Here is a 23,214-nt window from a genome sequence, read left to right as displayed (position 1 = left end):
GCTAAGGTGTAGAGCCTGCTCTACAGTCAAGGATTTTTAACGTGAATATTGGAGAGTTGGAGCGTCGGAGTGGGCTCAGTCGCCATGCATTGCGCTATTACGAACAGCTCGGGCTTATCGAGCCACACCGACAAGCCAACAACTACCGCAGTTACAGTGAACAGACCGTTGTTGACTTGGCCTTCATACAAAGCGCCCAGAGCGGGGGCTTTTCACTTGCTGAGATCGGGGACATCCTTGCGGCCAGGCGGGGTAACACGATCGATTGCGCGCAAGGCGCCGCCTTGGTCGCCGCCAAGATGGCCGAGATTCAAACGAAGATCACCACGCTACAAGCCGCTTATGTTTTTCTGGACGCGGAGCGTGCGAAGCTTGAAGCCAGTGCAATTGCCAATGGGCAGATGATTCCTTGACGTCCTGTCCATGACCCTTTTCGATCGAGCATCAGCCTTCAGGTAAGGTTACACCGCAGATAAACTCATGCGTCCCCAAGCGGTGCGAGCCGAATTCCACCACGTAGCCATCTCCTCTGCGCTGCGCCTCTGCCATGGCCGTTTTCTGGTCAGCATAAACGTCGACGAAATGCCATGGATGTCGGTCTCTCAGGACCCCCCATCCGATTACCCAGCCTTCCCGCGAAGGGTCCGGCGGCAGGTGCTTCGCCAAGCTTCGAATGGACATACCTAGCTCCTCAATATGCACAGGCTCGCCATTGCAGGCTGAGCACTTTTCTTGAACCTCACCTCGCGGGCGTCGGTCTTTAGCATGAAGGATGAGTGATATTTCCAGGTTTGCTGATCAAATATTGAAATGTTCGTAGTCTATGGTTGAACGCAAGCCAATTTCACCAGCGAGGGAGTGAGGAAATGGATTATTCCAGCATGGTTGAATCGTTGGACAAGATGTTGAAAGCAACGGCTGCAGCTAAAGGCTGCCTCCAGCCGTCAGATGCAAAGTGTCACCCATACCTCCGTAGCCATTCATCCGCGACGTCACCCATGGTTGATGGGGTGCCACTTTTGATCCAAAGCATGAATCCACGGTCGAACTTGAATGCCGCTCCGCACTCGCTGAGCAGAAACTGACGAACCTTCTGCGTGTTACGGTAATGCTTGTCCAGTGGAGTCGTACGGGTAATCGGCCCAGCGTGCCAGTCGACGGTCATGGTCTGTTCCTTGACTATTGAGAAGGCAAAAGCCCGTAGGTGGTCATCTACGGGCTTTGCGATGGTTTCAAATAATCTGGGTCGGCCTGTCAGCCTTCGAACTGTATCACCATCCGGCCTTTGATCTTGCCCTCGAGCATCTCGTCAAAGATTTGGTTGATATCCTCGATCGGTCGCAGCGTCACCTTGGGCACCACTTTGCCTTCAGCGGCGAACTGGAAGGCTTCCTGCAGGTCCTGGCGTGTACCTACCAGCGAGCCCACTACTTCGATCCCATCAAGCACCAGGCGGGGAATATTCAGGTCCATGGACTCCGACGGAAGCCCGACGGCCACCAGTCGCCCGCCTGCGCGCAAGGCATCGACGGCCGAGTTGAACGCGCCTTTGGCCACGGCAGTCACGACGGCAGCATGTGCGCCACCGGTCTTGGCCTGGATGACCTTCGCGGCGTCTTCGTTGAGCGGGTTGACGACCAGATCCGCGCCCATCTCGCTGGCGAAGCGCAGTTGCTCTTCGTTGACGTCGATGGCGATGACTTTGGCGTTGAACACGTTCTTGGCATATTGCAGGGCCAGGTTGCCCAGGCCGCCGAGCCCGTAGATGGCGATCCATTGGCCGGGGCGGACGTTGGAGATTTTCACTGCCTTGTAGGTCGTGACGCCAGCGCAGGTAATGCTGCTGGCGGCAGCGGAGTCGAGGCCGTCGGGTACTTTAACCGAGTAGTCAGCCTTGACGATGCAGGCCTCGGCCATGCCGCCGTCCACGGTGTAGCCAGAATTCTTCACGTCGCGGCACAGGGTTTCGTTGCCGCTGTTGCAATATTCGCAGTGTCCGCAGCCCTGATAGAACCAGGCAACGCTGGCTCGGTCGCCTGGCTTGAGCGAGGTGACGCCCGGGCCAACTTCCTGGACGACACCAATACCTTCGTGGCCCAGTATTACACCGGTCTTGTCACCAAAGTCGCCATTTTTCACGTGCAGGTCGGTATGGCACACCCCGCAGCACTGCATCTTCAGCAGCGCTTCGCCGTGTTCGAGAGGGCGCAGGGTTTTCTCTACCACGTCCACGCGACGGCCAGGTGCAACGACAGCAGCTTTCATAAGAGCCTCCGTGTATATCCGATGTGAGCTTGGGTTATCGCCGGGACAGCATAGACCTTGCCTGGCCAGGCAAAACTGCTTCAGGTCATGGTCGTGGTGGACGCGCCCATAAAATGCCTGTGTAGGCCTGACTGGCATGTGCGGAAAAAAGAAAAGCCCGCGGCAATGATGCGGCGGGCTGCAAGAACGTACGGAGCAGGGTCAGTGTGCCCATCCAGATGTCGGCATTTCGTGAAAACCATAAAAAAGCCCGCCATAAAGGGCGGGCAAAACACGTTTGAAGGGAGAGCCTGCAGGCTGCGCCGTGCCGGTTAACCCAGGATTAAGCGACAATGCATTGACCCGGCACCCTGATCAGCCTATACAGGCCTGCCATTATCCCAGGAGCCAGCATGCGCGACGAAGACGACCTGCACGAACCCGAGCACGATCACCTGCTCGACCACGAATTTCTCTACGACGACGTGGAGCCCGAGGCAGATGCCCAGGGTGCCGAGGATGAAGTGGAGGAAGACGAGGAAACGCTGGATGATCTCGATGAAGAAGAGCGCGATCACCCAGCCTGGTTCGACGACTGCGAAGACTGACTCAGCGACCATCCACCGAGAACCGTCCGGGCCCGCTTACCGCCAGTAGCAGCAGGCCGCCCATGATGCTGAGGTTTTTCAGAAACTGGGTCATGTTGGCGCTGCGCTCGGGGTCGACCATGTTCCAGAACGGGTGGCCAAGCAGCGCCGTGCCCAGTACGAACAGCGCGAACAGGAACGCCAGTGGCCGCGTGTAGAAACCGAGGATCAACAGGATTGCGACGACGAACTCCATGATGACGGCAATCCCTGCTGCCAGCATCGGGGCAGGGGCGCCGAGCGAGGTCATGTAGCCTACCGTGCCTTCGAAGCCGGTCAGCTTGGCCCAGCCAGACAAGACGAACAGGATCATCAGCAGTATGCGGGCGATCAGGATAATGATGTCGCGTTGACCATCGAACAGGGAGTAGCGCATGGCGGCGTTCCAGTGGACGGGTACAAGCTCCACTTTAGCAGCTGCGCAAGACATTGCCGTCAGGCAGCAAAAAGGCGCCGCAAGGGCGCCTTTTCAACGAAGTTTGGTGCGAGTGGCGGGACTCGAACCCGCAAGGCTCACGCCGACAGATTTTAAGTCTGCTGTGTATACCAATTCCACCACACTCGCACGCTTGAAGGGGTCGCAACGACCAGCTCGCTTCTAGGCAGAAGGGCTTCGCAATCAAGCGCGCTTTATAACCCATTGTTATAGTTGAGTCAACTGCAGCACCTATGATCAACAGATAGAAGGGTCGATCGAACGGGCAATTGACACCTTGCCATCACTGCGCCACTGTTGCCCATTAATGGATCCAAGAGTGCTCCGTAATGACTCAGGGCCGAGTTGGCGAAGGTGTGGTGCGTCCACGGTTATTCTGGCGGCTGGTGTTCGCGCAGGTGCTCGTGCTGGGTGCATTTCTTTACATCAGCCTGATCAGCCTGGGCGGGTACCTGTTGTTGCTGGGCTTCGATGCAGAGCACTCACAGCAGCAGCGTATGTTGGCACTGGTCGGCGGTGGTATGATCATGGTGCTGAGCCTGTGGTTGCTGAAAGTGGCCATGCCGCGTCGCATCAGTCCGGCGCTGACCGAGCCGGAACGCTGACAGCCTGTAGTCGTTCAGCGGTCTACTGGCAGACGCTCCGGGCTACGCTCATTTCCTCCCTCCTGCTGTGCCAGTGGAGTTTGCATGGTTCCAGCTGACTGCCTCGACTATTCCGTCATGCCTGCCCATCGTTATGAACAGCTGGTTCAGTCGGTGGTGGATTATGCCATCTACATGCTCGACCCTTCCGGCCATGTGGTGTCGTGGAACGCCGGCGCACAACGGATCAAGGGTTACCGTGGAGATGAAGTGATCGGCAAGCACTTTTCGTTGTTCTTCACCCCCCAGGATTGTGCGGATGGCCGCCCCGAGCACCTGCTGCGCCAGGCGCTGGAGCAGGGTGGGGCGCAGGACGAAGGCTGGCGGGTGCGCAAGGACGGTACACAGTTCTGGGCCCTGGCTGCTCTGGATGTGATCCGTGATGAAAATGGCCAGATCATTGGCCTGGCCAAGGTGACACGCGATATCACTGACCGTCGCGAGTCGGCGCTGCAGCTGGACGCAGTGCGCGCCCAGCTGTTCCAGGCGCAGAAGCTTGAAGCCCTCGGCCAGTTGACCGGTGGTCTGGCGCACGACTTCAACAACATGTTGACCATCATCATCAGCTCGGCCCGCCTGGCGCTGGCCACCCAGGACCCGGCTCGCGCCCAGCGCATGTTGCAGCACATCCTCGATGCCAGCCAGCGCGGTACCGAACTGACCCAGCAACTGCTCAGCTTTGCTCGTCACCGCAAGTTCGATGTGGCCAGCGTTGCCCCGGCAGACGTGGTGACCGCTACGCGTGGCCTGCTTGAACATGCATTGCCAGGCTCGATTGACTTGAAGGTATTGCTGCAACCGGACCTGCCGCTGATCGAGGTGGATGCCGGGCAACTGCAGATGGTGTTGCTCAACCTCTTGTTCAATGCCCGTGATGCCATCGAGGGGCATGGCCAGATCAGCCTGACAGTCGATGTGGTCGAACTGTTCGGCGAAGTTGAAGGGCTGAAGGGCAGCTTCGTGCGCTTCGAGGTCCAGGACAGCGGCGCAGGCATACCCACAGAGATACTGCCGCGTATCTTCGAGCCGTTTTTCACCACCAAGCCTTTCGGCAAGGGTACCGGCCTGGGGCTCAGCCAGGTCTATGGTTTCGCCCGGCAAAGTGGCGGTGCGATTTATGTCGACAGCGAGCCTGGCCGGGGAACTTGCATGCGACTGTACTTGCCAATGTATCAGGACCAGACGGATAGCCCACTCGACAGGTAGACAACATGGCACAGGCACTGAAGCGGCTGGTAACGGGGATCGACGGGCTCGACGCGTTGCTCAAGGGCGGCCTGATCGCTGGCGCATCCTACATTATCCAAGGGCCGCCGGGGGCCGGTAAGACCATCCTTGCCAATCAGCTGGCCTGCGGCCACGTGCGTGGCGGTGGTCGGGTGCTGGTGGCCACGTTGCTGAGCGAGTCGCATGAACGCTTGTTCCAGTATCTGTCCACGCTGGACTTCTTCGACCCGGCGCTGGTCGGCGAACAAATCCAGTTCGTCAGTGCCTTTGATACGCTTGAGCAGGACGGGCTGGATGCAGTGGTGCGCTTGCTGCGTCAGGAAATTGCCCGGCAACAGGCCAGCCTGCTGATCGTCGACGGTGTGCTCAATGCTCGGGTACGTGCGGAAACCGCGCTGGACACCAAAAAGTTCGTCTCTGAGCTGCAGGGGCATGCAGCCTTCGCCGGCTGCACCGTTCTGCTGTTGACCAGTGCCCGGCTGGACGAGGGCAGCCCGGAACACACCATGGTCGATGGCGTGATAGAGCTGGGTGAGCAACTGGTGGGCAGCCGCGCCGTGCGCCATGTTCAATTGCGCAAGACCCGTGGTAGTGGTGCGTTGTCGGGGCGTCACGAATGCCTTATCGATGAAACCGGCATGCAGGTCTATCCTCGCCTGGAAGCCCTGTTCAGCCACCCCAGCCAGTTGGGCAGCGGCACCTTGGCGCGCGTCAGCAGCGGTGTGCCAACCTTCGATGAAATGCTTGGCGGTGGCTTGGCCACTGGGTCAGTCAGCCTGTTGATGGGGCCTTCGGGAAGTGGCAAGACGTCATTGGGCCTGGCCTTTCTCGGTGCCAGCACCCCGCAGGAACCGGGGTTGCATTTCGGTTTTTACGAAACGCCCGAACGCCTGCGCAGCAAGGCCGCTTCGCTCGGTTACGATTTTGCCGCGATGGAGCAGGGCGGTAGCTTGCAACTGTGCTGGCAGCCCACCACCGAAGGCTTGCTGGACCAGGTTGGCGCGCGGCTGCTGGAGCGTGTGGCGGCGCAGGGCAGCAAGCGCGTGGTGATCGACAGCCTTGGTGCATTCAGCCGGCTGGCAATTGACTCGACGCGGCTCAATGCGTTTTTCCGCGCGCTGGCGGGTGAGTTGCGCGCGCGCGATGTCAGTGTGATCCTGACCTGGGAGATGCGCGACATCTTCGGCGCGGAAATCAGCGCCCCCGCACCGGATCTGTCGAGTATCGTCGACAACCTTATGCTGATGCGCTTTGTCGAACTGGACTCGCAACTACGGCGCATGCTGTCGGTCCTCAAAGTACGTGACAGCCACCATGACCCGGCCTTGCACGAGCTGCTGATCGGGCCGCAAGGCATTACCTTGCGCAAGGCGTTCGAAGGTGCCTGCGGTGTGCTTTCGGGAACGCCGACGCCGCAGGGGAGCGGGTGACGGACGAGCCGATGAACACCATCCTGATTGTCGATGACGAATACCTGATCGCCGATATCCTCGGGTTTGCCCTTGAGGACGAAGGTTTCCTGGTGGAAAAGGCGAGCAATGGCTGCAAAGCACTGGAGGCGTTAAAGGAAAAACGCGTGCAACTGGTGATTACCGACTACATGATGCCGCTACTCAACGGCGAGGAGCTGGCGCGTGCCATACGTGAGGACCCGGCGTTAAGCGAGTTGCCAGTCATCCTCATGAGCGGCGCGCAGGCCAGCCAAGGATGTCCGGCCCTGTTTGCCGCAATATTCGACAAGCCTTTCGACATGGATGAGATGATCGCCACGGTGCATCAGTTAATTGGCACCTGAGGCTGGCGGTCGAGCGCATCCATGCCCCTTAGGGGAGGCTCAGTGCGAGTCTTCGTGCTTCTCCGGAGCCGGGCTGCCGGCCTGGATGCGTTTGAAGATCTCTTCTCGATGGACCTGAACATCTTTCGGTGCATCGATACCAATCCTCACCTGCATCCCTTTGACGCCCAGAATGGTGACTTTGATGTCATCGTTGATGACGATGCTTTCGCCAACCTTACGGGTGAGTATCAGCATGTAGTTCTCCTTGGTGATATAAAAATCCGCAGGGCTAGTTGCCCTGGCGGCGGGAGCTTGTCCCTCTTCCTTCTCATTAAAGACGCTTTCGGCGGATAGGAATTCCCCGACAGACAAATTCTGTTGCGTGTCTTCAGTTGCAGGTGCCAAAGCAAACCGTCAACGGTTTGTCGGCCAAGGCGCTCGCTGCCAAGAATAGGGGGGTTGGCGGCTAATGGGAAATTTCTTCGCATCATGGGCTGAATAGACAAGCTTAATGGTCCTCCTGTTCCTCGAGAGCCTGAAGAAACAACAGCAAGGCCACTTCCTCCGAGTCCAGGCCTTTGCGCGCACGTTTTTTCGGCAAATTGGCCAGGCGCCCCAAGGCATAGTGCTCCAGGACTGCCGGGTGGATGTAGCAGCGCCTGCACACTGCCGGCGTATTGCCCAGGCGCGTGGCTACCTGGCGGACTATCGCGGCGACCTGGCGTTTGGCTTCACTCTCCGGCTCCCAGGCCAAGGGCCTCAGCAGGTTCAATGCCAGGCTGCTGCCGGCCCAGGTGCGATAGTCCTTGGCGGTGAAATCGGCGCCGGTCAACTGCTGCAAAAACTGATTGACCTCGCTGGAGCCGACACTATGGCGCTGGCCGTTTTCATCCAGGTACTGAAACAGCGCCTGTCCAGGCAGTTCCATGCAGCGCTTGAGCAAGTTGGCCAGGCGCCGGTCGTTGAGGGTGACGCTGTGTTCGACGCCGCGCTTGCCGCGGAACTGGAAGCGAATGTTGCTGCCTTTGACCTGTACATGGCGATTGCGCAGGGTGGTCAGTCCATACGACTTGTTGTCGCGCAGGTAGCGCTGGTTGCCAATGCGAATCAGGGTGTGGTCCAGCAGGCTCACTACCAGCGCCATGACCTTTTCCCGATCCAGCCCTGGCCGCGCCAGGTGGGCTTCCAACTGTGTGCGCAGCGTTGGCAGGGCCTGAGCGAACGCTAGCATGCGCCCGTATTTGTGCTGGTCGCGCAGTTCGCGCCACTGCGCGTGGTAGCGGTACTGCTTGCGGCCACGGGCATCGCGGCCAGTGGCTTGCAGATGGCCTTGCGGATCGGCGCAGATCCACACATCGGTGTAGGCCGGGGGAATCACCAGTGCGGCGATGCGCGAGAGGGTGTCGCTGTCGCGTACCCGTTGGCCATCGGCATCCAGATAGATGAAGCGGTCGCGCCAGCGCCGACGGGTCAGGCCCGGCTGACTGTCGTCAACGTAGTGCAGGGTGCGCGGCAGGGGGCAGTCGAGCATGGGCTGCAGGCCTCGATCGGGTCACAGCTCAATGGACAATACGCGCGCGAAGGATGCTCAACCCAAAAGGGCCACCGACTTGATCTGGGCGAACAGTACCTGCCCTGTGTGCAAGCCGAGCTGGTCTGCCGAGAAGCGGGTGATGCGTGCAAGCAGGGCATTGCCCCCGGCATCCAGGCTGACCAGCACATGCGCCGGGTTGGCCGCCGGTCGGCTCTCGCGCACACGCACCGGCAGGCGGTTGAGGATGCTCGATGCGCTGTCCGCCGCCAGTGCCAGGCTGACGTCCCGGGCCTGCACCTTGACGCGCAGGGTACTGCCCATCAGCTGCGCCGCGTGGGTGATGCGCAGCAGCGGCCCGCTGCTGCCGGGCAGGCGCAGGTCAAGCAGGCCGTAGTGCGGGTCGTGCCCTACCACCGTACCCTCGAGCACCACGCCGGCATCGTCGCCCTGGGCCAGCGACAGGTCGAGGCGAGCCAGGGTCTCGCCGATCGGGCCGCTGGCGATTGCCCGGCCTTGTTCCATCAACACCAGGTGGTCGGCCAGTCGCGCGACTTCATCCTGGGCGTGGCTGACATATATCAGCGGGATGTCCAGTTCGTCGTGCAGGCGCTCCAAAAAGGGCAGTATCTCGCGCTTGCGCGGGCCGTCGAGGGCTGCCAGCGGCTCGTCCATCAACAACAGCCGTGGGCTGCTGAGCAGGGCGCGGGCAATACCCACCCGCTGCGCCTCGCCACCAGACAGGGTTGCCGGGCGGCGGTCCAGCAAGTGGCCGATACCCAGCAGTTGGCAAGCCTGGTCGAGGCTGACCTTGCGTTCAGCGGGCGCTACCCGGCGCCAGCCGAACGCAAGGTTGCCGCGCACCGACAGGTGCGGGAACAGGCTGGCTTCCTGGAACACATAGCCCACCGGGCGCAGGTGCGGTGCCTGGAAGTGGCCACGGGTGCTGTCTTCCCAGACTTCGCCGTTGACTTCGATATAGGCGCTGGCGGCCCGCTCCAGCCCGGCCAGGCAGCGCAGGCAGCTGGTTTTACCAGAGCCGGAGTGACCGAACAGGGCGCTGATGCCGCGCCCGGGCAGGTGCAGGTTGACGTCCAGGGTAAAGTCGTCGCGTGCCAGTTTCAGGCGCGCCACAATCGATGCGGTCATTTCAGCTCCAGCCAGCTTTGCCGCGGCGTCCAGCGTACAGCAGGAGCAGCACCAGGAAAGAGAACACCAGCATGGCACCGGCCAGCCAGTGGGCTTGCGAGTACTCCATGGCTTCGACGTGATCGAAAATTTGCACCGAAACCACGCGGGTCTTGTCGGGGATGTTGCCACCGATCATCAGTACGACGCCAAACTCGCCCACCGTGTGGGCAAAGCCGAGGATGCTGGCAGTGACGAAGCCAGGGCGGGCCAGCGGCAGCACCACATGAACGAAGGTGTCCCATGGGCTGGCGCGCAGGGTAGCGGCGACTTCCAGGGGCCGCTGGCCGATCGCGGCAAAGGCATTCTGCAGTGGTTGCACCACGAACGGCATGGAGTACACCGTCGAGCCAATAACCAGGCCTGTGAAGCTGAACACCACACTGCCCAGGCCCAGCGCCTGGGTGGCCTGGCCGAGCCAGCCGTGCGGGCCAAGGGCGATCAACAGGTAAAAGCCGATCACCGTCGGTGGCAGTACCAGCGGCAGTGCCACCACCGCGCCCACCGGCCCGCGCAGCCATGAGCGCGTGCGGGCAAGCCACCAGGCGACGGGTGTGCCGATAACCAGCAGGATCAGGGTGGTCAGGCTGGCCAGTTTTACGGTCAGCCAGATGGCGCCCAGGTCACTGGCGTCCAGTGGCATCAGCGTTCATAACCATAGGATTTGATCACCGCTGCGGCTTTCGGACCTTTGAGGTATTCGACCAGTGCCTTGGCGGCCGCATTGTCCTTGCCTTTGTTGAGGATGACGGCGTCCTGGCGGATCGGGTCATGCAGATTGGACGGCACGATCCAGGCCGAGCCATTGGTTACCTTGCCATCCCTGTAGATCTGCGACAGAGCGACGAAGCCCAGCTCGGCGTTGCCGGTGGAGACGAACTGGAAGGCCTGGGTGATGTTCTGGCCTTCGACGATCTTGCCTTTGGTGGGCTCGGTGAGCTTCAGCCTGTCCAGTACCTGGGTGGCGGCCAGGCCGTAAGGTGCCGCTTTCGGGTTGGCGATGGACAGGTGTTTATATGCGTTCTTCTTCAGCACTTCACCCTTGGCGTCTACGTAGCCTTCCTTCGCAGACCACAGGGCCAGCGTGCCGATGGCGTAGGTAAAGCGCGAACCGGGTACGGTTTCCTTTTCTGCTTCCAGCTTCTTGGGGGTGGTGTCGTCAGCGGCGAGGAACACGTCGAACGGAGCACCGTTCTTGATCTGCGCATAGAACTGCCCGGTGGCGCCATAGGCCGCGACCAGTTTGTGGCCAGTGTCTTTTTCGAAGGCCTTGGCGATGGCCTGGACAGGGGCTGTGAAGTTGGCTGCGACCGCGACCTGGACTTCGTCGGCCCAGGCCGTGTTGAAGGCCAGCAGGCTGAGCAGGGCTGTTAAGGTCACCTGGGGCGAGGGCAAGCGCATGAAGACAGATCCTTGAGGTTATCGTTATAGCCATAACTATATAGCGATAAACCAGTTGCCGTGAAGAGGCCTGGCCTGCCTGTCAGAATGCCTGGTGACCGATCACTGCCAGTGCCTTCCCGGCGATCTCCCGGGTCAGCTCACCTGCTGGCATGTGCCGCCCCAGCCGCAATGCCTGCCCCGACCAAAGATTACTGAAGTCACTATTACCCTGCGGATCGGTGATTGCCCGTAAAGGCATCAATGCCCCACCCGCTAGCGGAAAGCGCGGTGCAAGTTCGCTCATCGGCCCCAGCTCGCGCATGATGCGGTTGTTGATGCCACGTGCCGGGCGGCCGGTAAACAGATTGGTCAGCGCGGTGTCGCTGGCAGGCGCGCTGTCCAGCGCCCGGCGATGCGCTGGCGACACCTTGGCCTCGGGGCAGAACAGGTAAGCCGTGCCGATCTGCACTGCCGAGGCACCCAGGGCCATTGCCGCCAACAGCCCACGGTGGTCGCCGATACCACCGGCGGCAATCACCGGCACGCTGACGGCATCGGCCACCTGCGGTACCAGAGCGAAGGTGCCTATCTGGCTGGTGATGTCATCGCTGAGGAACATGCCGCGATGGCCACCGGCTTCATAACCCATGGCGATGATGGCGTCGCATCCATTGCGCTCCAGCCAGACCGCTTCTTCCACGGTCGTGGCGCTGGACAGTACCTTGGCACCGCTGGCTTTTACCCGCTGCAGCAGTTCGGCCTGAGGCAGGCCGAAGTGGAAGCTCACCACCTCAGGGCGCAAGGTTTCGACCAACTGGCAGCTCTGCTCGTCGAAAGGCGCGCGGTTGGACACTGGCGTGGGCGCTGCGAAATCGGCGCCCACTTCGCTGTAATAAGGCTCAAGTGCCTGCTTCCAGCGCGCATCGCGTTCGGCATCGGGCGCTGGCGGCTGGTGGCAGAAGAAGTTCAGGTTCAGCGGGCGCCCCGGGCAGCCGGCGCGGAATGCGGCGATCTCGGCGCGCACCTGTTCGCCGCTGAGCATTGCGCAGGGCAGGGCGCCCAGACCACCTGCCAGGCCCACGGCAATGGCCATGGCCGAGCCGGTGGCCCCCGCCATGGGGGCCTGCAGAATGGGCAGCTCGATGCCCAGCAGGTCGAGGATACGGCGGTCTGGCCAATGGCTCATGCGATTCTCCTTGCGTAGGGCGAGCGATGCGGCGGGGGCTTGCGGCGAGTCTTACAGGGCCTTGCTGACCTGGATGTCGCTGATTTTGTCGGCGTCTTCGCCGTGGATCTTGCGCAGGGCCTCGAGGGCTTGCTCTTGCGAGGCATCGGGCATCAACGCGAAATCCCAGCGACGCTGGCCGTCGAGCTTGTATTTGATGACGTACTTGATGGTCTGGGTCATGGTGGCCTTATCTGAGTTTCGACGACGAACGACGGATGATCTTGATCTTGTGGGTCAGGGTTGGCTTGCGGGTGACCGAGATCGGGCGAGTAGTGACGGTATCGATGGTGATGTTCCAGAAGCCGGTGCTGGGTACGGTGATCTTTGCCGGAAACTTCTCGAAATGGCCGCCGTGGTAGGTATGACGGCCGCCGTTCTTGAAGCTGCGGAAGTTGGCGTCGTTCATCAGGCGGATATTGCAGCGCTGGGAGCACTCGATGACGACAATATCGTCCTCATTGAGGTGCTCGCGCTGGTGTACGAATTTCATGTGATGCTCCGCAAGGTTTGGATCTGCAAAAGCAAAAGATACCACGATGTGCCGTTAGACTGCCGCGTTGATCGCCGGGCGTAGATAATTCTGCCAAAGCAGGGAGCAAAACCGCCTGGATGTGGTCGAAGCGAATTCTTGAAGGCAGAGGTGCAGCAAATGAAGTGGATGGTGGCGGCGTTGTCGGTGACGCTCGGTGGCTGCGTGAGCGTCGCAGAGCTGGAGCAATCGCGTGAAACGATGGATGTGATCTCTGGCAAGAGCCCGCGCGCCTATGCCGATTGCGTAAAGGAGAAGCTGGCCGATACGCGTGACCCGCTGACCGAAGAGCCGCGTGGCGACGGCCTGCGGCTGATCGTCCCGCAGAAAATCACCTCAGGTGCTGGCCCGGCGGCGCTGGTGGATATCGACGAGCGCGGCAGCGGCAGCAGCATCAAACTGCACGAGCGGCTGAATAACTTCCCGCTGCGCCTGGGGGATGTGCGCACCGCCGCCACCGAATGCATCTCCGGAAGTTGATCTGAAGCAACGGGTGCTCCTTTCTCTGCTTATATGTTTTGAGCCTAAGCATATAACAAAAGAAAAGGAGATTCGTGATGACACCGTTGAGACGCGTGGTGATCGGCAGCCTGCTGATCCTGGCCTGGCCCACGGCACATGCCGCTGACGGTCAGAAGGTCTTCACCCAGGGTGGGGCCAACCCCGCCGCCATGGCCTGCCTTGGTTGCCATGGCCCGGACGGCAAGGGCATTGCCGCTGCCGGCTTTCCACGTTTGGCCGGGCTTCCGGCCGGTTACCTTTCCAAGCAGTTGCACGACTGGCGCAACGGCAGCCGCAAGCAGCCAGTGATGGAGCCCTTGGCCAAGGCCTTGAGCGACGATGAAATCAAGGCCGTCAGTACCTACCTGGCCAGCCTGCCGGCAGCACCCGCTGGCGACCTGCGCCGGCAGCAGATTGCCAATGACCCTACCACCCGCATGGCCCTGTACGGCGACTGGAGTCGGCAGATTCCCGGCTGCGTGCAATGCCACGGGCCGGGTGGCGGCGGGGTGGGCGAACACTTCCCGCCCTTGGTCGGCCAGCCCGCCAGTTACCTGGTGGCACAGCTCAATGCCTGGCGCGACGGCAGCCGCAGCAATGACTCCAATCAGCTGATGGTCGGCGTGGCCAAGGCCATGACCGATGAGGAGGTCAAGGCCGTTGCCGAGTTCTTCGCCCGCCCCGTCAGCCAGGAGGTCACGCCATGAAAACCATGATTCCAGTCTTGTGGCTGCTGACCGTGGGCAGCGCCCAGGCCACGCCGATCGCCATGGAAGACCAGTCGCAGTTGAAGGTTCCCGGTGTGCAGGCGGCACCGCAGTTCGTGCCGCCCGCTGAGCGTGAGTTGCCCGATAATGCCTTTGGCAAGATGGTGCGTGAAGGCCATGCCTTGTTCGTCGACACCCGCCGATTGATGCCCGAGGCTGTGGGCAACGGCATGAACTGCAGTAACTGCCACCTCGATCAGGGGCGATTGGCGCATTCGGCGCCGCTGTGGGGCGCCTACCCGATGTACCCGGCGTACCGCAAGAAAAATGACAAGGTCAACACCTTCGCCGAGCGTATCCAGGGGTGTTTTCAGTTCAGCATGAACGGCAAGCCGCCGGCCGCTGACAGCCCGCAGATGACCGCGTTGGCAGTGTATTCATACTGGCTGTCGACCAAGGCACCGACCGGTGTGGAGATTGCCGGACGTGGTTATCCGGAGGTGGCACAACCCAAGGGTGGTTATGACTTCAAGCGCGGCCAGCAGGTTTACCGTGAACAATGCGCGATTTGCCATGGCGATAACGGTGAAGGGCAAAAGGTCGCAGGCGAATACGTCATGCCACCGCTGTGGGGCAAGGACTCCTACAACTGGGGGGCTGGCATGCACCGCATCAACACCGCTGCGTCGTTCATCAAGTACAACATGCCGCTGGGCAAGCCAGGCAGCCTAAGCGACCAGCAGGCCTGGGACGTGGCGGCGTGGATCAACCGCCACGAGCGGCCACAGGACCCGCGGCTGGTGGAAGGATCCATCGAGAAAACGCGGGTGAAGTTTCATGCCAATGATGGGGTGAACCTGTATGGTCAGCAGGTCGATGGGGTGCTGATCGGACAAGGGACGGGGAGTTGATGTAAGTCTTAGGCGGCCTCTTTGCGGATGAACCCGTCGACGAGGCCGCCACAGGCACGCGGATTTGCCTGTCATCCAACGGTCATGTATGACAGCAATATTTACGATCCCCCGGAACTATCTACACTGGGATATCTCTATGATGGCATCGGTCGTTATCGGGGGCATTGTAAGGTCACTGCCGCCTGATTAGACTGCGCCGAATTCCACAGGCCTAGCCTTTTGTAAGGACGTATATGATCAAAAAATGCTTGTTCCCGGCAGCCGGCTACGGCACTCGCTTCCTGCCTGCTACCAAAGCCATGCCCAAGGAAATGCTGCCGGTGGTCAACAAGCCACTGATCCAGTACGGCGTTGAAGAAGCACTGGATGCTGGCCTGAACGAGATCTCCATCGTTACCGGGCGCGGCAAGCGGGCCCTGGAAGACCACTTCGACATCAGCTACGAGCTGGAAAACCAGATCAAGGGCACCGACAAGGAAAAATACCTGGTCGGTATTCGTCGTCTGCTCGACGAGTGCTCGTTCTCGTACACGCGCCAGACAGAAATGAAAGGCCTCGGCCACGCCATCCTCACTGGCCGCCCACTGATCGGCGACGAGCCGTTCGCGGTGGTGCTGGCGGACGACCTGTGCGTCAACCCGGAAGGTGACGGCGTGCTGACGCAGATGGTCAAGCTGTACAAACAGTACCGCTGCTCGATCGTCGCCATCCAGGAAGTCGATCCGCAGGAAACCAACAAGTATGGTGTGATCGCCGGTGAGATGATTCGCGACGACATCTTCCGTGTGACCAACATGGTCGAAAAACCGGCCCCCGAAGACGCGCCCTCGAACCTGGCGATCATCGGCCGTTACATCCTGACCCCGGATATCTTTGACATCATCGCCAATACCAAACCAGGCAAAGGCGGTGAAATCCAGATCACCGATGCCCTGCTGCAGCAGGCCAAAGATGGCTGCGTGATTGCCTATAAGTTCAAAGGCAAGCGTTTCGACTGCGGTGGTGCCGAAGGCTACATCGACGCGACCAACTTCTGCTTCGAGAACTACTACAAGACTGGCAAGGCATACTGATTAGCCCTGTTGGCCTCAAAGCCATCCTTCGGGGTGGCTTTTTTGTTTGCTGCGGCCAACGGCGGTATGCTGGACGCCTGCCTAGGAGAGTGAATACATGGCCTTCGATTTTGATCTGTTCGTGATTGGCGCCGGGTCCGGTGGTGTGCGCGCAGCGCGTTTTGCTGCCGGTTTTGGCGCAAAAGTGGCAGTGGCTGAAAGCCGCTACCTGGGGGGGACCTGCGTCAACGTCGGTTGTGTGCCGAAAAAGCTGCTGGTGTATGGCGCGCACGTTGCCGATGAACTGGAGCAGGCCGCAGGTTACGGCTGGACGTTGGAAGAGGGGCATTTCGACTGGGGCACCCTGATTGCCAACAAGAATCGGGAAATCGAGCGCCTCAACGGTATCTACCGTAACCTGCTGGTCAACAGCGGGGTGACCCTGTTGCAGGGCCACGCGCGTCTGACGGGTGCCAACGAAGTGGAAGTGGACGGTCAGCGCTACTCCGCCGAGCACATCCTCATCGCTACGGGTGGCTGGCCGCAGGTACCGGACATCCCCGGCAAGGAACTGGCCATCACCTCCAACGAAGCCTTCTACCTCAAGAGCCTGCCGCGCCGCGTGCTGGTGGTGGGCGGGGGTTATATCGCCGTCGAATTCGCCGGCATCTTCCAGGGCCTGGGTGCCGACACCTCACTGCTGTACCGTGGCGACCTGTTCCTGCGCGGCTTCGATGGCTCGGTGCGCACCCACCTGAAGGAAGAACTGGAAAAGCGCGGCCTTGACCTACAGTTCAACGCCGACATCCAGCGCATCGACAAGCTTGAAGATGGTCGCCTCAAAGCCACGCTCAAGGACGGTCGCGAGCTGGTCGCCGACTGTGTGTTCTATGCCACTGGCCGGCGCCCGATGCTGGACAATCTGGGCCTGGAAAACACCGGCGTCGAGCTGGATGCGCGCGGCTACATCCGGGTTGATGAGCAGTACCAGACCACCGCGCCCTCGATTCTTGCCATTGGCGATGTGATCGGCCGTGTGCAGTTGACCCCAGTGGCCTTGGCTGAAGGCATGGCCGTGGCGCGGCGCCTGTTCAAACCCGAGCAATACCGCCCGGTGGATTACCAGAACATCCCCACTGCGGTGTTCAGCCAGCCGCCAATCGGTACCGTGGGCTTGACCGAAGAACAGGCGCTGGAGGCCGGGCACAAGGTGCAGGTATTCGAAAGCCGCTTCCGGGCCATGAAGCTGACCCTGACCGACATTCAGGAAAAGACCCTGATGAAGTTGGTGGTCGATGCCGAGACCGACAAGGTGCTGGGCTGCCACATGGTCGGTCCAGACGCTGGCGAGATCATTCAGGGCCTGGGCATTGCGCTTAAAGCCGGTGCGACCAAGCAGCAGTTCGACGAAACCATCGGCGTGCACCCGACGGCGGCTGAAGAGTTCGTCACCATGCGTACAGTCACCCGCTGATAACGCGGAACCTGCTGTACAGCCTGTAGAAGCAGCCTTGTGCTGCGATGGGGCCCTTGCTCGGGCCTCTTTGCAGCAAAAAGGCTGTTACAGGGATGTGTACGGGGCCGGATCAATACACCCACACTTCGACCCGCCGGTTGCGCAGCCGGCCTTGCTCCAGTTCATTCCCGGCCACTGGCAATTCATCGCCCATCCCGGTCACCTGAAGCACCTCCACTCCACCGCGTGCCAGTTCGCGGCGCACCGCTTGCGCGCGCAGGCGGGAGAGCAGGGCTGCGCGCCCGGGGGTTTCCTTGGGGTCGCTGAACCCCACCAGCACTGCCTTGCCCTGCAGCTTTCCGGCCAGGCGCAGGTACTCTGCCACCCTCTGCACGTCGCGCAGGGCCTTGTTGTCCAGGTTGGCGCTTCCTTCCTGGAATCGGAAGTTCACACTCAGCCGCTGCGCCTGCTGGGCCAGGGTGCGATAACGCGGTGGCATGTCGCGTTGGGGGGCGACAGACAGGGCCTTGATCTGCTGCGAAACGAAACCCTGCTGGGCGATGATCGCCTGGCCGGCCGGGCTCTGAGCGAAATCGGCCAGGGCCTTGGCCTGGGGCTTGGGGTTGGCTGGCAAGTAAAAATACAGGCGCCGCGAGAGCGGGTAGTCCTCACTGGCCACCCGTGCGCGCTCCGGCAGCATGGCCGGTGCGTCGCCCTCGGCCACCGCCAGCACCTTGGCCCCGTGTACGGCGGCCAGACTGCTGAAACCGATGGCCTGGCGGTCGGTACCCACGTGTACCGCCAGTTCGTCGCTGGACTCGAAGCGCCTGGCCTTGGCCGAAATTTCGGCGTGCTGAGGTTCCAGCACCAGTGCCTTGAAGGTCTCGAAAGTCCCGGAACGGTCGTCTCGGGCATACAGGTGAATGGCCCCGCCAGGTACGCCCAGTTGTTCCCAGCGCTGGATCTGCCCAGAGAAAATTTCCGCCAGTTGCCGGGTGTTCAGTTGGGGTATTGGGTTGTCGGGGTGGACGAAGACTGCGACGCCGTCGAGGCCGATCACTTGTTCGGCGCCAGCTGCGCGCAGGTCGCCCAGCGCCTGCAACCGGTGGACTTCACTGTCGTTGATCGGCCGCGAGGCAGCGGCCAGGTCCGCTTCGCCCCGGCCCAGCGCGACAAAGCCGGTGCTCGAGCCGTGGGCGGCAATGTCGATGCGCAAGCGCTGGCCGTGCACGTCGCGGGCGGTAATCACCCGCTCGTTGGCCACCTTGCCCGGCTGTTGCTCGATGGCTGTGGCCTGCTGCGCGCGCAATTGCCCCTGTACCAGGGCCGGCAGCAAGGCCGCGCCGATGGTGTTGGAGCCTTGCACGCGCAGGTGCAGGGGCTCAGCCAAGGTCGCGAGTGGTAGCAGGGTGAGCAGCAAGACAAGCAGGCGGAGCATGCCGGGTGGCCTGTGGCATAGAGTTGGCCGGCAGATTACGACAGTGGCGTGATGATAATGTGACGGGGGCGTACGCCTCCAATCGTGCAGCGCCTGTCAGATCGTGCGCCGCGCGGACGTTGCTCGATCTGGCAGGCGCTGCAACGCAGAAGAGCGTTAGTGCGCCCCGGCTGACTTGCTCAGGTCGCTCTCGGCCCATTCGGTATAAATGCACGCGTCTGCCACTGCCCAGCGCACCTTCACGCTGTCGCCCGGCTGCATTGGCATGCCCGCAGCCGACAGTGCCTTCACGGTCAGCTCGGTACCCCCGGAAGTCACCACATGGCAGGTCTGGCTTTCACCCAGGAACAACACTTCGCCAACCTTGGCGCTGACCTCGTTCCAGCCCGCCGGCAGCGGCTCGCGCGTGGCCTGTTCAGCGGTCAGGGCCACGGCCTTTTCCGGGCGCACCATGATCAGTGCATCCTGCGAGGCGGCCAGCCCCGGGGTCAAGCGAATAGCCACTGGCTGGCCCTCGAAGCTGCCCGCGCCGTTGCTGCTGGCCTTGATCCGCAGGAAGTTGGAGTTGCCCAGGAACGATGCGACAAAGGCATTCGGCGGATTCTGGTACAGGTCGTAACCGGTGCCCAGGCCGACGATCTTGCCGTGGCTGAAAATGGCGATGCGCTGGGACAGGCGCATGGCTTCTTCCTGATCGTGGGTGACGTAGACGATGGTGATACCCAGGCGGCGGTGCAACTGGCGCAGTTCGTCCTGCAGGTCTTCACGCAGCTTCTTGTCCAGTGCGCCGAGCGGCTCGTCCATCAGCAGGATGCGCGGCTCGTACACCAGCGCTCGTGCAATCGCCACGCGCTGCTGCTGGCCGCCCGACATTTGCGAGGGTTTGCGGTGGGCGAACTGCTCCAGTTGCACCAGCTTGAGCATGGCGTCGACGCGCTTGGCGGTTTCGGCAGCGCCGAGTTTGCGAATGGCCAGTGGGAAGGCGATGTTGTCACGCACATTCAGGTGCGGGAACAGCGAATACCGCTGGAACACCATGCCGATGTCACGCTTATGCGGCGGCACGTTGACCAGCGACTGGCCGTCGACCAGGATTTCGCCGCTGCTCGGTGTTTCGAAGCCGGCCAGCATCGACAGGGTGGTGGACTTGCCCGACCCGCTGGAACCGAGGAAGGTCAGGAACTCGCCGTCCTGGATCTCCAGGTCGAGGTTGTCCACGGCGGTGAAGTCGCCGTAGTGCTTGTTCAGGCCGCGCAGGCTGACCAGGGCCTTGCCGTGCGCGTTGTCTTTGATCACTGCACTCATTGTTGTTATCTCCGCGCACTCAGGCGTTGGTTTCGGTGCGCCGGCGCAAGGCGGCGGCAATGAACATGACAAGCAGCGACAGGCCTATCAGCAGGGTCGAGGCCACGGCGATCACCGGGCTGAGGTCCTGGCGCAAGGTGGTCCACATCTTGACGGGCAAGGTCTGCAGGTCGGGGCTGGCCATCATCACGCTCAGCACCACTTCATCCCACGACACCAGAAAGGCGAACAGGCCACCTGCGATCATGCCGGGGCGAATGGCCGGGAAGGTCACCTTGAAGATGGCTTGCAGGCGCGAGGCGCCGCAGATCACCGCGGCATCCTCTATCGACTGGTCGAACAGCTTCAGCGAGTTGATGATCGAGATGATGGTGAACGGCAGGGCGACGATCACGTGGCTGACCACGAACGCAAACAGCGTGCCGGTGTAGCCAAGCTTGAGGAACAGCGCGTACACCGCAACGGCAATGATCACCAGCGGTACGATCATCGGCATGGTGAAGAGCCCATACAGCAGCTCGCGGCCCGGGAAGCGGCCACGCACGAGGGCGAACGCGGTGGGCAGGCCCAGCAGTACGGCGGCGACCGTGGTCAGCGCGGCCACCTTCAGGCTGGCCAGCGCGGCCTCCATCCACTCCGGGTTGGAAAAGAACTGGCTGTACCACTTCAAGGTCCAGCCGGGTGGCGGGAACACCAGCCACTGGGATGAGCCGAACGACAGCAGCACGATGAACACCACCGGCAGCAGCAGGAAAGCCGCAATCGCCCCGGTGGTCAGGTACAGGCCCGTACGCAGCGGGCGGCCCATGGCATTGGGAGACAAGAGCATGGCGGATTACCTCGGGTTGCCAACCGGGGATTCCGGCTGCAGCTTCAGGTACAGGTAGAAGAGCACCAGGGTGATCGCTACCAGGAGTGCGGCGGCGGCGCTGGCCAGGCCCCAGTTGAGGAACGACTGCACCTGCTGGATGATGAATTCGGGCAGCATCATGTTCTGCGCCCCCCCCAGCAGCGCCGGGGTGACGTAGTAACCGAGCGACATCACGAACACCATCAGTGCCCCGGAGAACAGCCCCGACCGGCACAGCGGCAGAAACACCTTCCAGAAGTTGGTCCACGGGCTGGCACCACAGATCGAACCTGCCTGCAGCACCATCGGGTCGATGGCGTGCATGGTCGCCTGCAGTGGCAGCACGATGAACGGGATCATGATGTAGCTCATGCCGATCACCACGCCGGTAAGGTTGTGCACCATTTCCAGCGGGGCATCGATGATGCCCATGGCCATCAACGCCTTGTTGATCACCCCCGAGCCTTGCAGCAGCACCAGCCACGAGTAGGTGCGCGCCAGCAGGCTGGTCCACATCGACAGCAGCACGATGTTCAGCAGCCAGCGGCCCCAGCCCTTGGGCACCAGGGTGATTGCCCAGGCCAGCGGGAAGCCCAGCAGCACGCTGATCAGGGTAACCACGCCGGCCACCGAAAAGGTGTTGAACAGCACACGCGCGTAGGCCGAGTTGGCAAACAGCTGCTCGTAATTACCCAGCCCCGGGGTGGGTTCCAGCACCCCGCGCAGCAACAGGCCGATCAGCGGCGCGAAGAAGAACACGCCGAGGAACAGCAGGGCGGGCAGCAGGTTGCGGCTGCCTTTCCAGCGCTGGCTCAGGCTTGCGCGGCGCGGGGCGGTGCCCGGGGCGCCGGCACCCGTGGGGGCACCTTGCGCATTGTGCAGGGCGTTGATGGCGACTTTCATTTGACCAACCACTCATTCCAGCGTGCCGCGATGGCTTGACCGTTCTTGGCCCAGTAGGCGAAGTCGAGGGTGACCTGGTCCTGGGCGTAGGCAGTCGGCAGGTTTGGCGCGAGGTCTTTGTCCAGTTTGGCCACGCTGTCGACGTTGACCGGCGCGTAGGCAGTCTTGTTGGCGAATTCGGCCTGGCCTTCGGCGCTGCTGGCGTTGGCCAGGAATTTCATGGCCGCGTCCTTGTTCTTGGCGCCTTTGGGGATGACCAGGAAGTCGGCCATGACCAGGTTCTGCTTCCAGCTCACGCCCACCGGTGCACCGTCTTGCTGCAGGGCGTAGACGCGGCCATTCCAGAACTGCCCGAGCGAAGCTTCACCCGAGGCCAGCAACTGCTGCGACTGGGCGCCACCGCCCCACCAGACGATGTCTTTCTTGATGGTGTCGAGCTTCTTGAAGGCGCGGTCAAGGTCCAGCGGGTACAGCTTGTCGGGGGCTACGCCGTCGGCCAGCAGGGCCAGTTCCAGCACGCCTGGGCTGGGCCATTTGTACAGGGCTCGCTTGCCGGGGTAGGTCTTGGTGTCGAACAGCGCGGTCCAGTCCACCGGCTTGTTGGCGCCGAGCTTGCCTTCGTTGTAGCCGAGCACGAATGAGAAGAAGAATGAGCCGACGCCATGATCGGAGACGAAGCGTGGGTCGATCTTGTCGCGCTTGATCTGGGTGAAGTCGAGGGGTTCGAGCAGGCCTTCACTGGCAGCACGCAGGGCAAAGTCGGCTTCGACGTCGACCACGTCCCACTGCACGTTGCCACTCTCGACCATGGCTTTGAGCTTGCCGTAGTCGGTGGGGCCGTCCTGCACGACCTTGATGTTCGTGGCCTTGGTGAACGGTACGGCCCATGCTTCTTTCTGGGCGTCCTGGGTTGTACCGCCCCAGCTGACGAAGTTGAGGCTGTCGGCGGCCTGAGCGGCCTGACATGCCAGGGTCAGCAGGCTGGCAGACAGCACTGCGGTTACACGTTTGCTTAACAGCATGGTTACGCCCTCGTTGCTTTTGTTATTCGAGGCGGGGCTCTTGGTGCGCCCGCCAATGGTGTTCGGGGAGCAGCTAAAACAAAGTGTTCTGGTGGCCGTTTTTAATTGTAGGTGCCGGCCTGCAGACTCAAGGTCTACGGGATATCATATTATGGTATTCCAAGATTTTGGCAAGAGGTCTGGGGCGACCGGCCATCACTCCGCCCTGTCAAAAGCACCAAGGGCTCTGTAG

General features: G+C 61.5%; 28 protein-coding genes and 1 tRNA gene. 11 read left to right on the top strand and 18 right to left on the bottom strand.

What is annotated here, in order from left to right; genetic code table 11:
* The first annotated feature begins 41 nt into the window (after positions 1-41).
* A complete protein-coding gene (locus tag ACF8GF_RS09560) occupies positions 42-413 on the top strand; it encodes a MerR family transcriptional regulator (RefSeq protein WP_176682369.1) in 372 nt (123 codons plus the stop codon).
* 31 nt (positions 414-444) lie between these two features.
* Here ACF8GF_RS09560 and ACF8GF_RS09555 read toward each other — a convergent pair whose 3' ends face one another.
* The 3 genes from ACF8GF_RS09555 to adhP all read right to left on the bottom strand — a co-directional run bounded on the left by ACF8GF_RS09555 (position 445) and on the right by adhP (position 2,265).
* Positions 445-681 carry a hypothetical protein gene (locus tag ACF8GF_RS09555; RefSeq protein ID WP_020191348.1) on the bottom strand — a complete coding sequence of 79 codons (237 nt, stop codon included), beginning with the start codon at positions 679-681 and terminating at the stop codon, positions 445-447.
* Positions 682-958: 277 nt separating this feature from the next.
* Positions 959-1,165, bottom strand: a complete 207-nt coding sequence (locus ACF8GF_RS09550; protein WP_019438758.1) for a DUF6434 domain-containing protein — start codon at positions 1,163-1,165, stop codon at positions 959-961.
* A gap of 89 nt (positions 1,166-1,254) precedes the next feature.
* Positions 1,255-2,265 carry an alcohol dehydrogenase AdhP gene (gene adhP, locus ACF8GF_RS09545; RefSeq protein WP_392488056.1) on the bottom strand — a complete coding sequence of 337 codons (1,011 nt, stop codon included), beginning with the start codon at positions 2,263-2,265 and terminating at the stop codon, positions 1,255-1,257.
* Positions 2,266-2,657: 392 nt separating this feature from the next.
* On the opposite strand from adhP, the gene ACF8GF_RS09540 reads away from it, so the two are divergent.
* The gene (locus tag ACF8GF_RS09540) at positions 2,658-2,852 is read left to right on the top strand and encodes a hypothetical protein (RefSeq protein WP_392462041.1); all 195 of its coding nucleotides are present in this window, start codon (positions 2,658-2,660) and stop codon (positions 2,850-2,852) included.
* Between the two features lies 1 nt (position 2,853).
* On the opposite strand, the gene ACF8GF_RS09535 is transcribed toward ACF8GF_RS09540, so the two are convergent.
* Positions 2,854-3,267, bottom strand: a complete 414-nt coding sequence (locus ACF8GF_RS09535) for a DoxX family protein (protein ID WP_176682371.1) — start codon at positions 3,265-3,267, stop codon at positions 2,854-2,856.
* Positions 3,268-3,371: 104 nt separating this feature from the next.
* Positions 3,372-3,456, bottom strand: a tRNA-Leu gene (locus ACF8GF_RS09530).
* Between the two features lie 200 nt (positions 3,457-3,656).
* On the opposite strand from ACF8GF_RS09530, the gene ACF8GF_RS09525 reads away from it, so the two are divergent.
* The 4 genes from ACF8GF_RS09525 (at position 3,657) to ACF8GF_RS09510 (ending at position 6,993) form a co-directional block, all read left to right on the top strand.
* On the top strand, positions 3,657-3,932 hold the full coding sequence (locus ACF8GF_RS09525; protein WP_176682372.1) for a hypothetical protein: 276 nt from the start codon (positions 3,657-3,659) through the stop codon (positions 3,930-3,932).
* Between the two features lie 84 nt (positions 3,933-4,016).
* On the top strand, positions 4,017-5,177 hold the full coding sequence (locus ACF8GF_RS09520) for a nitrogen regulation protein NR(II) (protein ID WP_392488055.1): 1,161 nt from the start codon (positions 4,017-4,019) through the stop codon (positions 5,175-5,177).
* 5 nt (positions 5,178-5,182) lie between these two features.
* On the top strand, positions 5,183-6,628 hold the full coding sequence (locus ACF8GF_RS09515; RefSeq protein WP_176682374.1) for an ATPase domain-containing protein: 1,446 nt from the start codon (positions 5,183-5,185) through the stop codon (positions 6,626-6,628).
* 11 nt (positions 6,629-6,639) lie between these two features.
* Positions 6,640-6,993: a response regulator gene (locus ACF8GF_RS09510; protein ID WP_010954660.1), complete on the top strand. Its 354-nt coding sequence runs from the start codon at positions 6,640-6,642 to the stop codon at positions 6,991-6,993.
* 39 nt (positions 6,994-7,032) lie between these two features.
* On the opposite strand, the gene csrA is transcribed toward ACF8GF_RS09510, so the two are convergent.
* From csrA to ACF8GF_RS09470, 8 genes are all read right to left on the bottom strand, one after another.
* Positions 7,033-7,230: a carbon storage regulator CsrA gene (gene csrA, locus ACF8GF_RS09505; protein WP_012051904.1), complete on the bottom strand. Its 198-nt coding sequence runs from the start codon at positions 7,228-7,230 to the stop codon at positions 7,033-7,035.
* Between the two features lie 253 nt (positions 7,231-7,483).
* Positions 7,484-8,506, bottom strand: coding sequence for a DNA topoisomerase IB (locus ACF8GF_RS09500; RefSeq protein ID WP_392488054.1), 1,023 nt, complete (start codon positions 8,504-8,506; stop codon positions 7,484-7,486).
* A gap of 57 nt (positions 8,507-8,563) precedes the next feature.
* Positions 8,564-9,655, bottom strand: a complete 1,092-nt coding sequence (gene modC / locus ACF8GF_RS09495; RefSeq protein ID WP_392488053.1) for a molybdenum ABC transporter ATP-binding protein — start codon at positions 9,653-9,655, stop codon at positions 8,564-8,566.
* A gap of 1 nt (position 9,656) precedes the next feature.
* Positions 9,657-10,337 (bottom strand): molybdate ABC transporter permease subunit, encoded by a 681-nt coding sequence (gene modB / locus ACF8GF_RS09490; RefSeq protein WP_209966969.1) that lies wholly within the window; start codon positions 10,335-10,337, stop codon positions 9,657-9,659.
* Positions 10,337-11,095: a molybdate ABC transporter substrate-binding protein gene (gene modA, locus ACF8GF_RS09485; protein WP_392488052.1), complete on the bottom strand. Its 759-nt coding sequence runs from the start codon at positions 11,093-11,095 to the stop codon at positions 10,337-10,339. The genes modB and modA overlap by 1 nt, the downstream gene beginning before the upstream one ends.
* 82 nt (positions 11,096-11,177) lie before the next feature.
* On the bottom strand, positions 11,178-12,263 hold the full coding sequence (locus tag ACF8GF_RS09480) for an NAD(P)H-dependent flavin oxidoreductase (RefSeq protein ID WP_392488051.1): 1,086 nt from the start codon (positions 12,261-12,263) through the stop codon (positions 11,178-11,180).
* A 51-nt stretch (positions 12,264-12,314) separates the two neighbouring features.
* Positions 12,315-12,485: a hypothetical protein gene (locus tag ACF8GF_RS09475; RefSeq protein WP_021784251.1), complete on the bottom strand. Its 171-nt coding sequence runs from the start codon at positions 12,483-12,485 to the stop codon at positions 12,315-12,317.
* Between the two features lie 7 nt (positions 12,486-12,492).
* A complete protein-coding gene (locus ACF8GF_RS09470; RefSeq protein WP_003250918.1) occupies positions 12,493-12,795 on the bottom strand; it encodes a DUF1883 domain-containing protein in 303 nt (100 codons plus the stop codon).
* A 159-nt stretch (positions 12,796-12,954) separates the two neighbouring features.
* On the opposite strand from ACF8GF_RS09470, the gene ACF8GF_RS09465 reads away from it, so the two are divergent.
* The 5 genes from ACF8GF_RS09465 (at position 12,955) to gorA (ending at position 17,482) form a co-directional block, all read left to right on the top strand.
* Positions 12,955-13,314, top strand: coding sequence for a hypothetical protein (locus ACF8GF_RS09465; protein ID WP_176682380.1), 360 nt, complete (start codon positions 12,955-12,957; stop codon positions 13,312-13,314).
* A 77-nt stretch (positions 13,315-13,391) separates the two neighbouring features.
* Positions 13,392-14,042: a c-type cytochrome gene (locus tag ACF8GF_RS09460; protein ID WP_392462050.1), complete on the top strand. Its 651-nt coding sequence runs from the start codon at positions 13,392-13,394 to the stop codon at positions 14,040-14,042.
* Positions 14,039-14,953 (top strand): c-type cytochrome, encoded by a 915-nt coding sequence (locus ACF8GF_RS09455; RefSeq protein ID WP_209966962.1) that lies wholly within the window; start codon positions 14,039-14,041, stop codon positions 14,951-14,953. Before ACF8GF_RS09460 ends, ACF8GF_RS09455 begins: the two co-directional genes overlap by 4 nt.
* Positions 14,954-15,189: 236 nt before the next feature.
* The gene (galU, locus tag ACF8GF_RS09450; protein WP_014590484.1) at positions 15,190-16,029 is read left to right on the top strand and encodes a UTP--glucose-1-phosphate uridylyltransferase GalU; all 840 of its coding nucleotides are present in this window, start codon (positions 15,190-15,192) and stop codon (positions 16,027-16,029) included.
* 97 nt (positions 16,030-16,126) lie between these two features.
* Positions 16,127-17,482, top strand: coding sequence for a glutathione-disulfide reductase (gene gorA / locus ACF8GF_RS09445; protein WP_176682383.1), 1,356 nt, complete (start codon positions 16,127-16,129; stop codon positions 17,480-17,482).
* Positions 17,483-17,594: 112 nt separating this feature from the next.
* On the opposite strand, the gene ACF8GF_RS09440 is transcribed toward gorA, so the two are convergent.
* The 5 genes from ACF8GF_RS09440 to ACF8GF_RS09420 form a co-directional block, all read right to left on the bottom strand.
* Positions 17,595-18,902, bottom strand: a complete 1,308-nt coding sequence (locus ACF8GF_RS09440) for a substrate-binding domain-containing protein (RefSeq protein WP_392488050.1) — start codon at positions 18,900-18,902, stop codon at positions 17,595-17,597.
* Positions 18,903-19,058: 156 nt separating this feature from the next.
* Positions 19,059-20,207: an ABC transporter ATP-binding protein gene (locus ACF8GF_RS09435; protein ID WP_209966958.1), complete on the bottom strand. Its 1,149-nt coding sequence runs from the start codon at positions 20,205-20,207 to the stop codon at positions 19,059-19,061.
* A 19-nt stretch (positions 20,208-20,226) separates the two neighbouring features.
* A complete protein-coding gene (locus ACF8GF_RS09430; RefSeq protein WP_176682386.1) occupies positions 20,227-21,036 on the bottom strand; it encodes an ABC transporter permease in 810 nt (269 codons plus the stop codon).
* A 6-nt stretch (positions 21,037-21,042) separates the two neighbouring features.
* Complete coding sequence (locus ACF8GF_RS09425; RefSeq protein ID WP_176682387.1) at positions 21,043-21,960, bottom strand: ABC transporter permease; 918 nt, start codon at positions 21,958-21,960, stop codon at positions 21,043-21,045.
* Positions 21,957-22,982, bottom strand: coding sequence for an ABC transporter substrate-binding protein (locus tag ACF8GF_RS09420; protein WP_021784242.1), 1,026 nt, complete (start codon positions 22,980-22,982; stop codon positions 21,957-21,959). The genes ACF8GF_RS09425 and ACF8GF_RS09420 overlap by 4 nt, the downstream gene beginning before the upstream one ends.
* Positions 22,983-23,214: the final 232 nt, after the last annotated feature.

It is taken from the genome of Pseudomonas sp. yb_5 (genome assembly GCF_043103865.1).
Classification (GTDB): Bacteria; Pseudomonadota; Gammaproteobacteria; order Pseudomonadales; family Pseudomonadaceae; genus Aquipseudomonas; species Aquipseudomonas putida_Y.
Note: the sequence above shows the minus strand (reverse complement) of the source record. Positions and strands in the feature narration are given on the sequence as shown.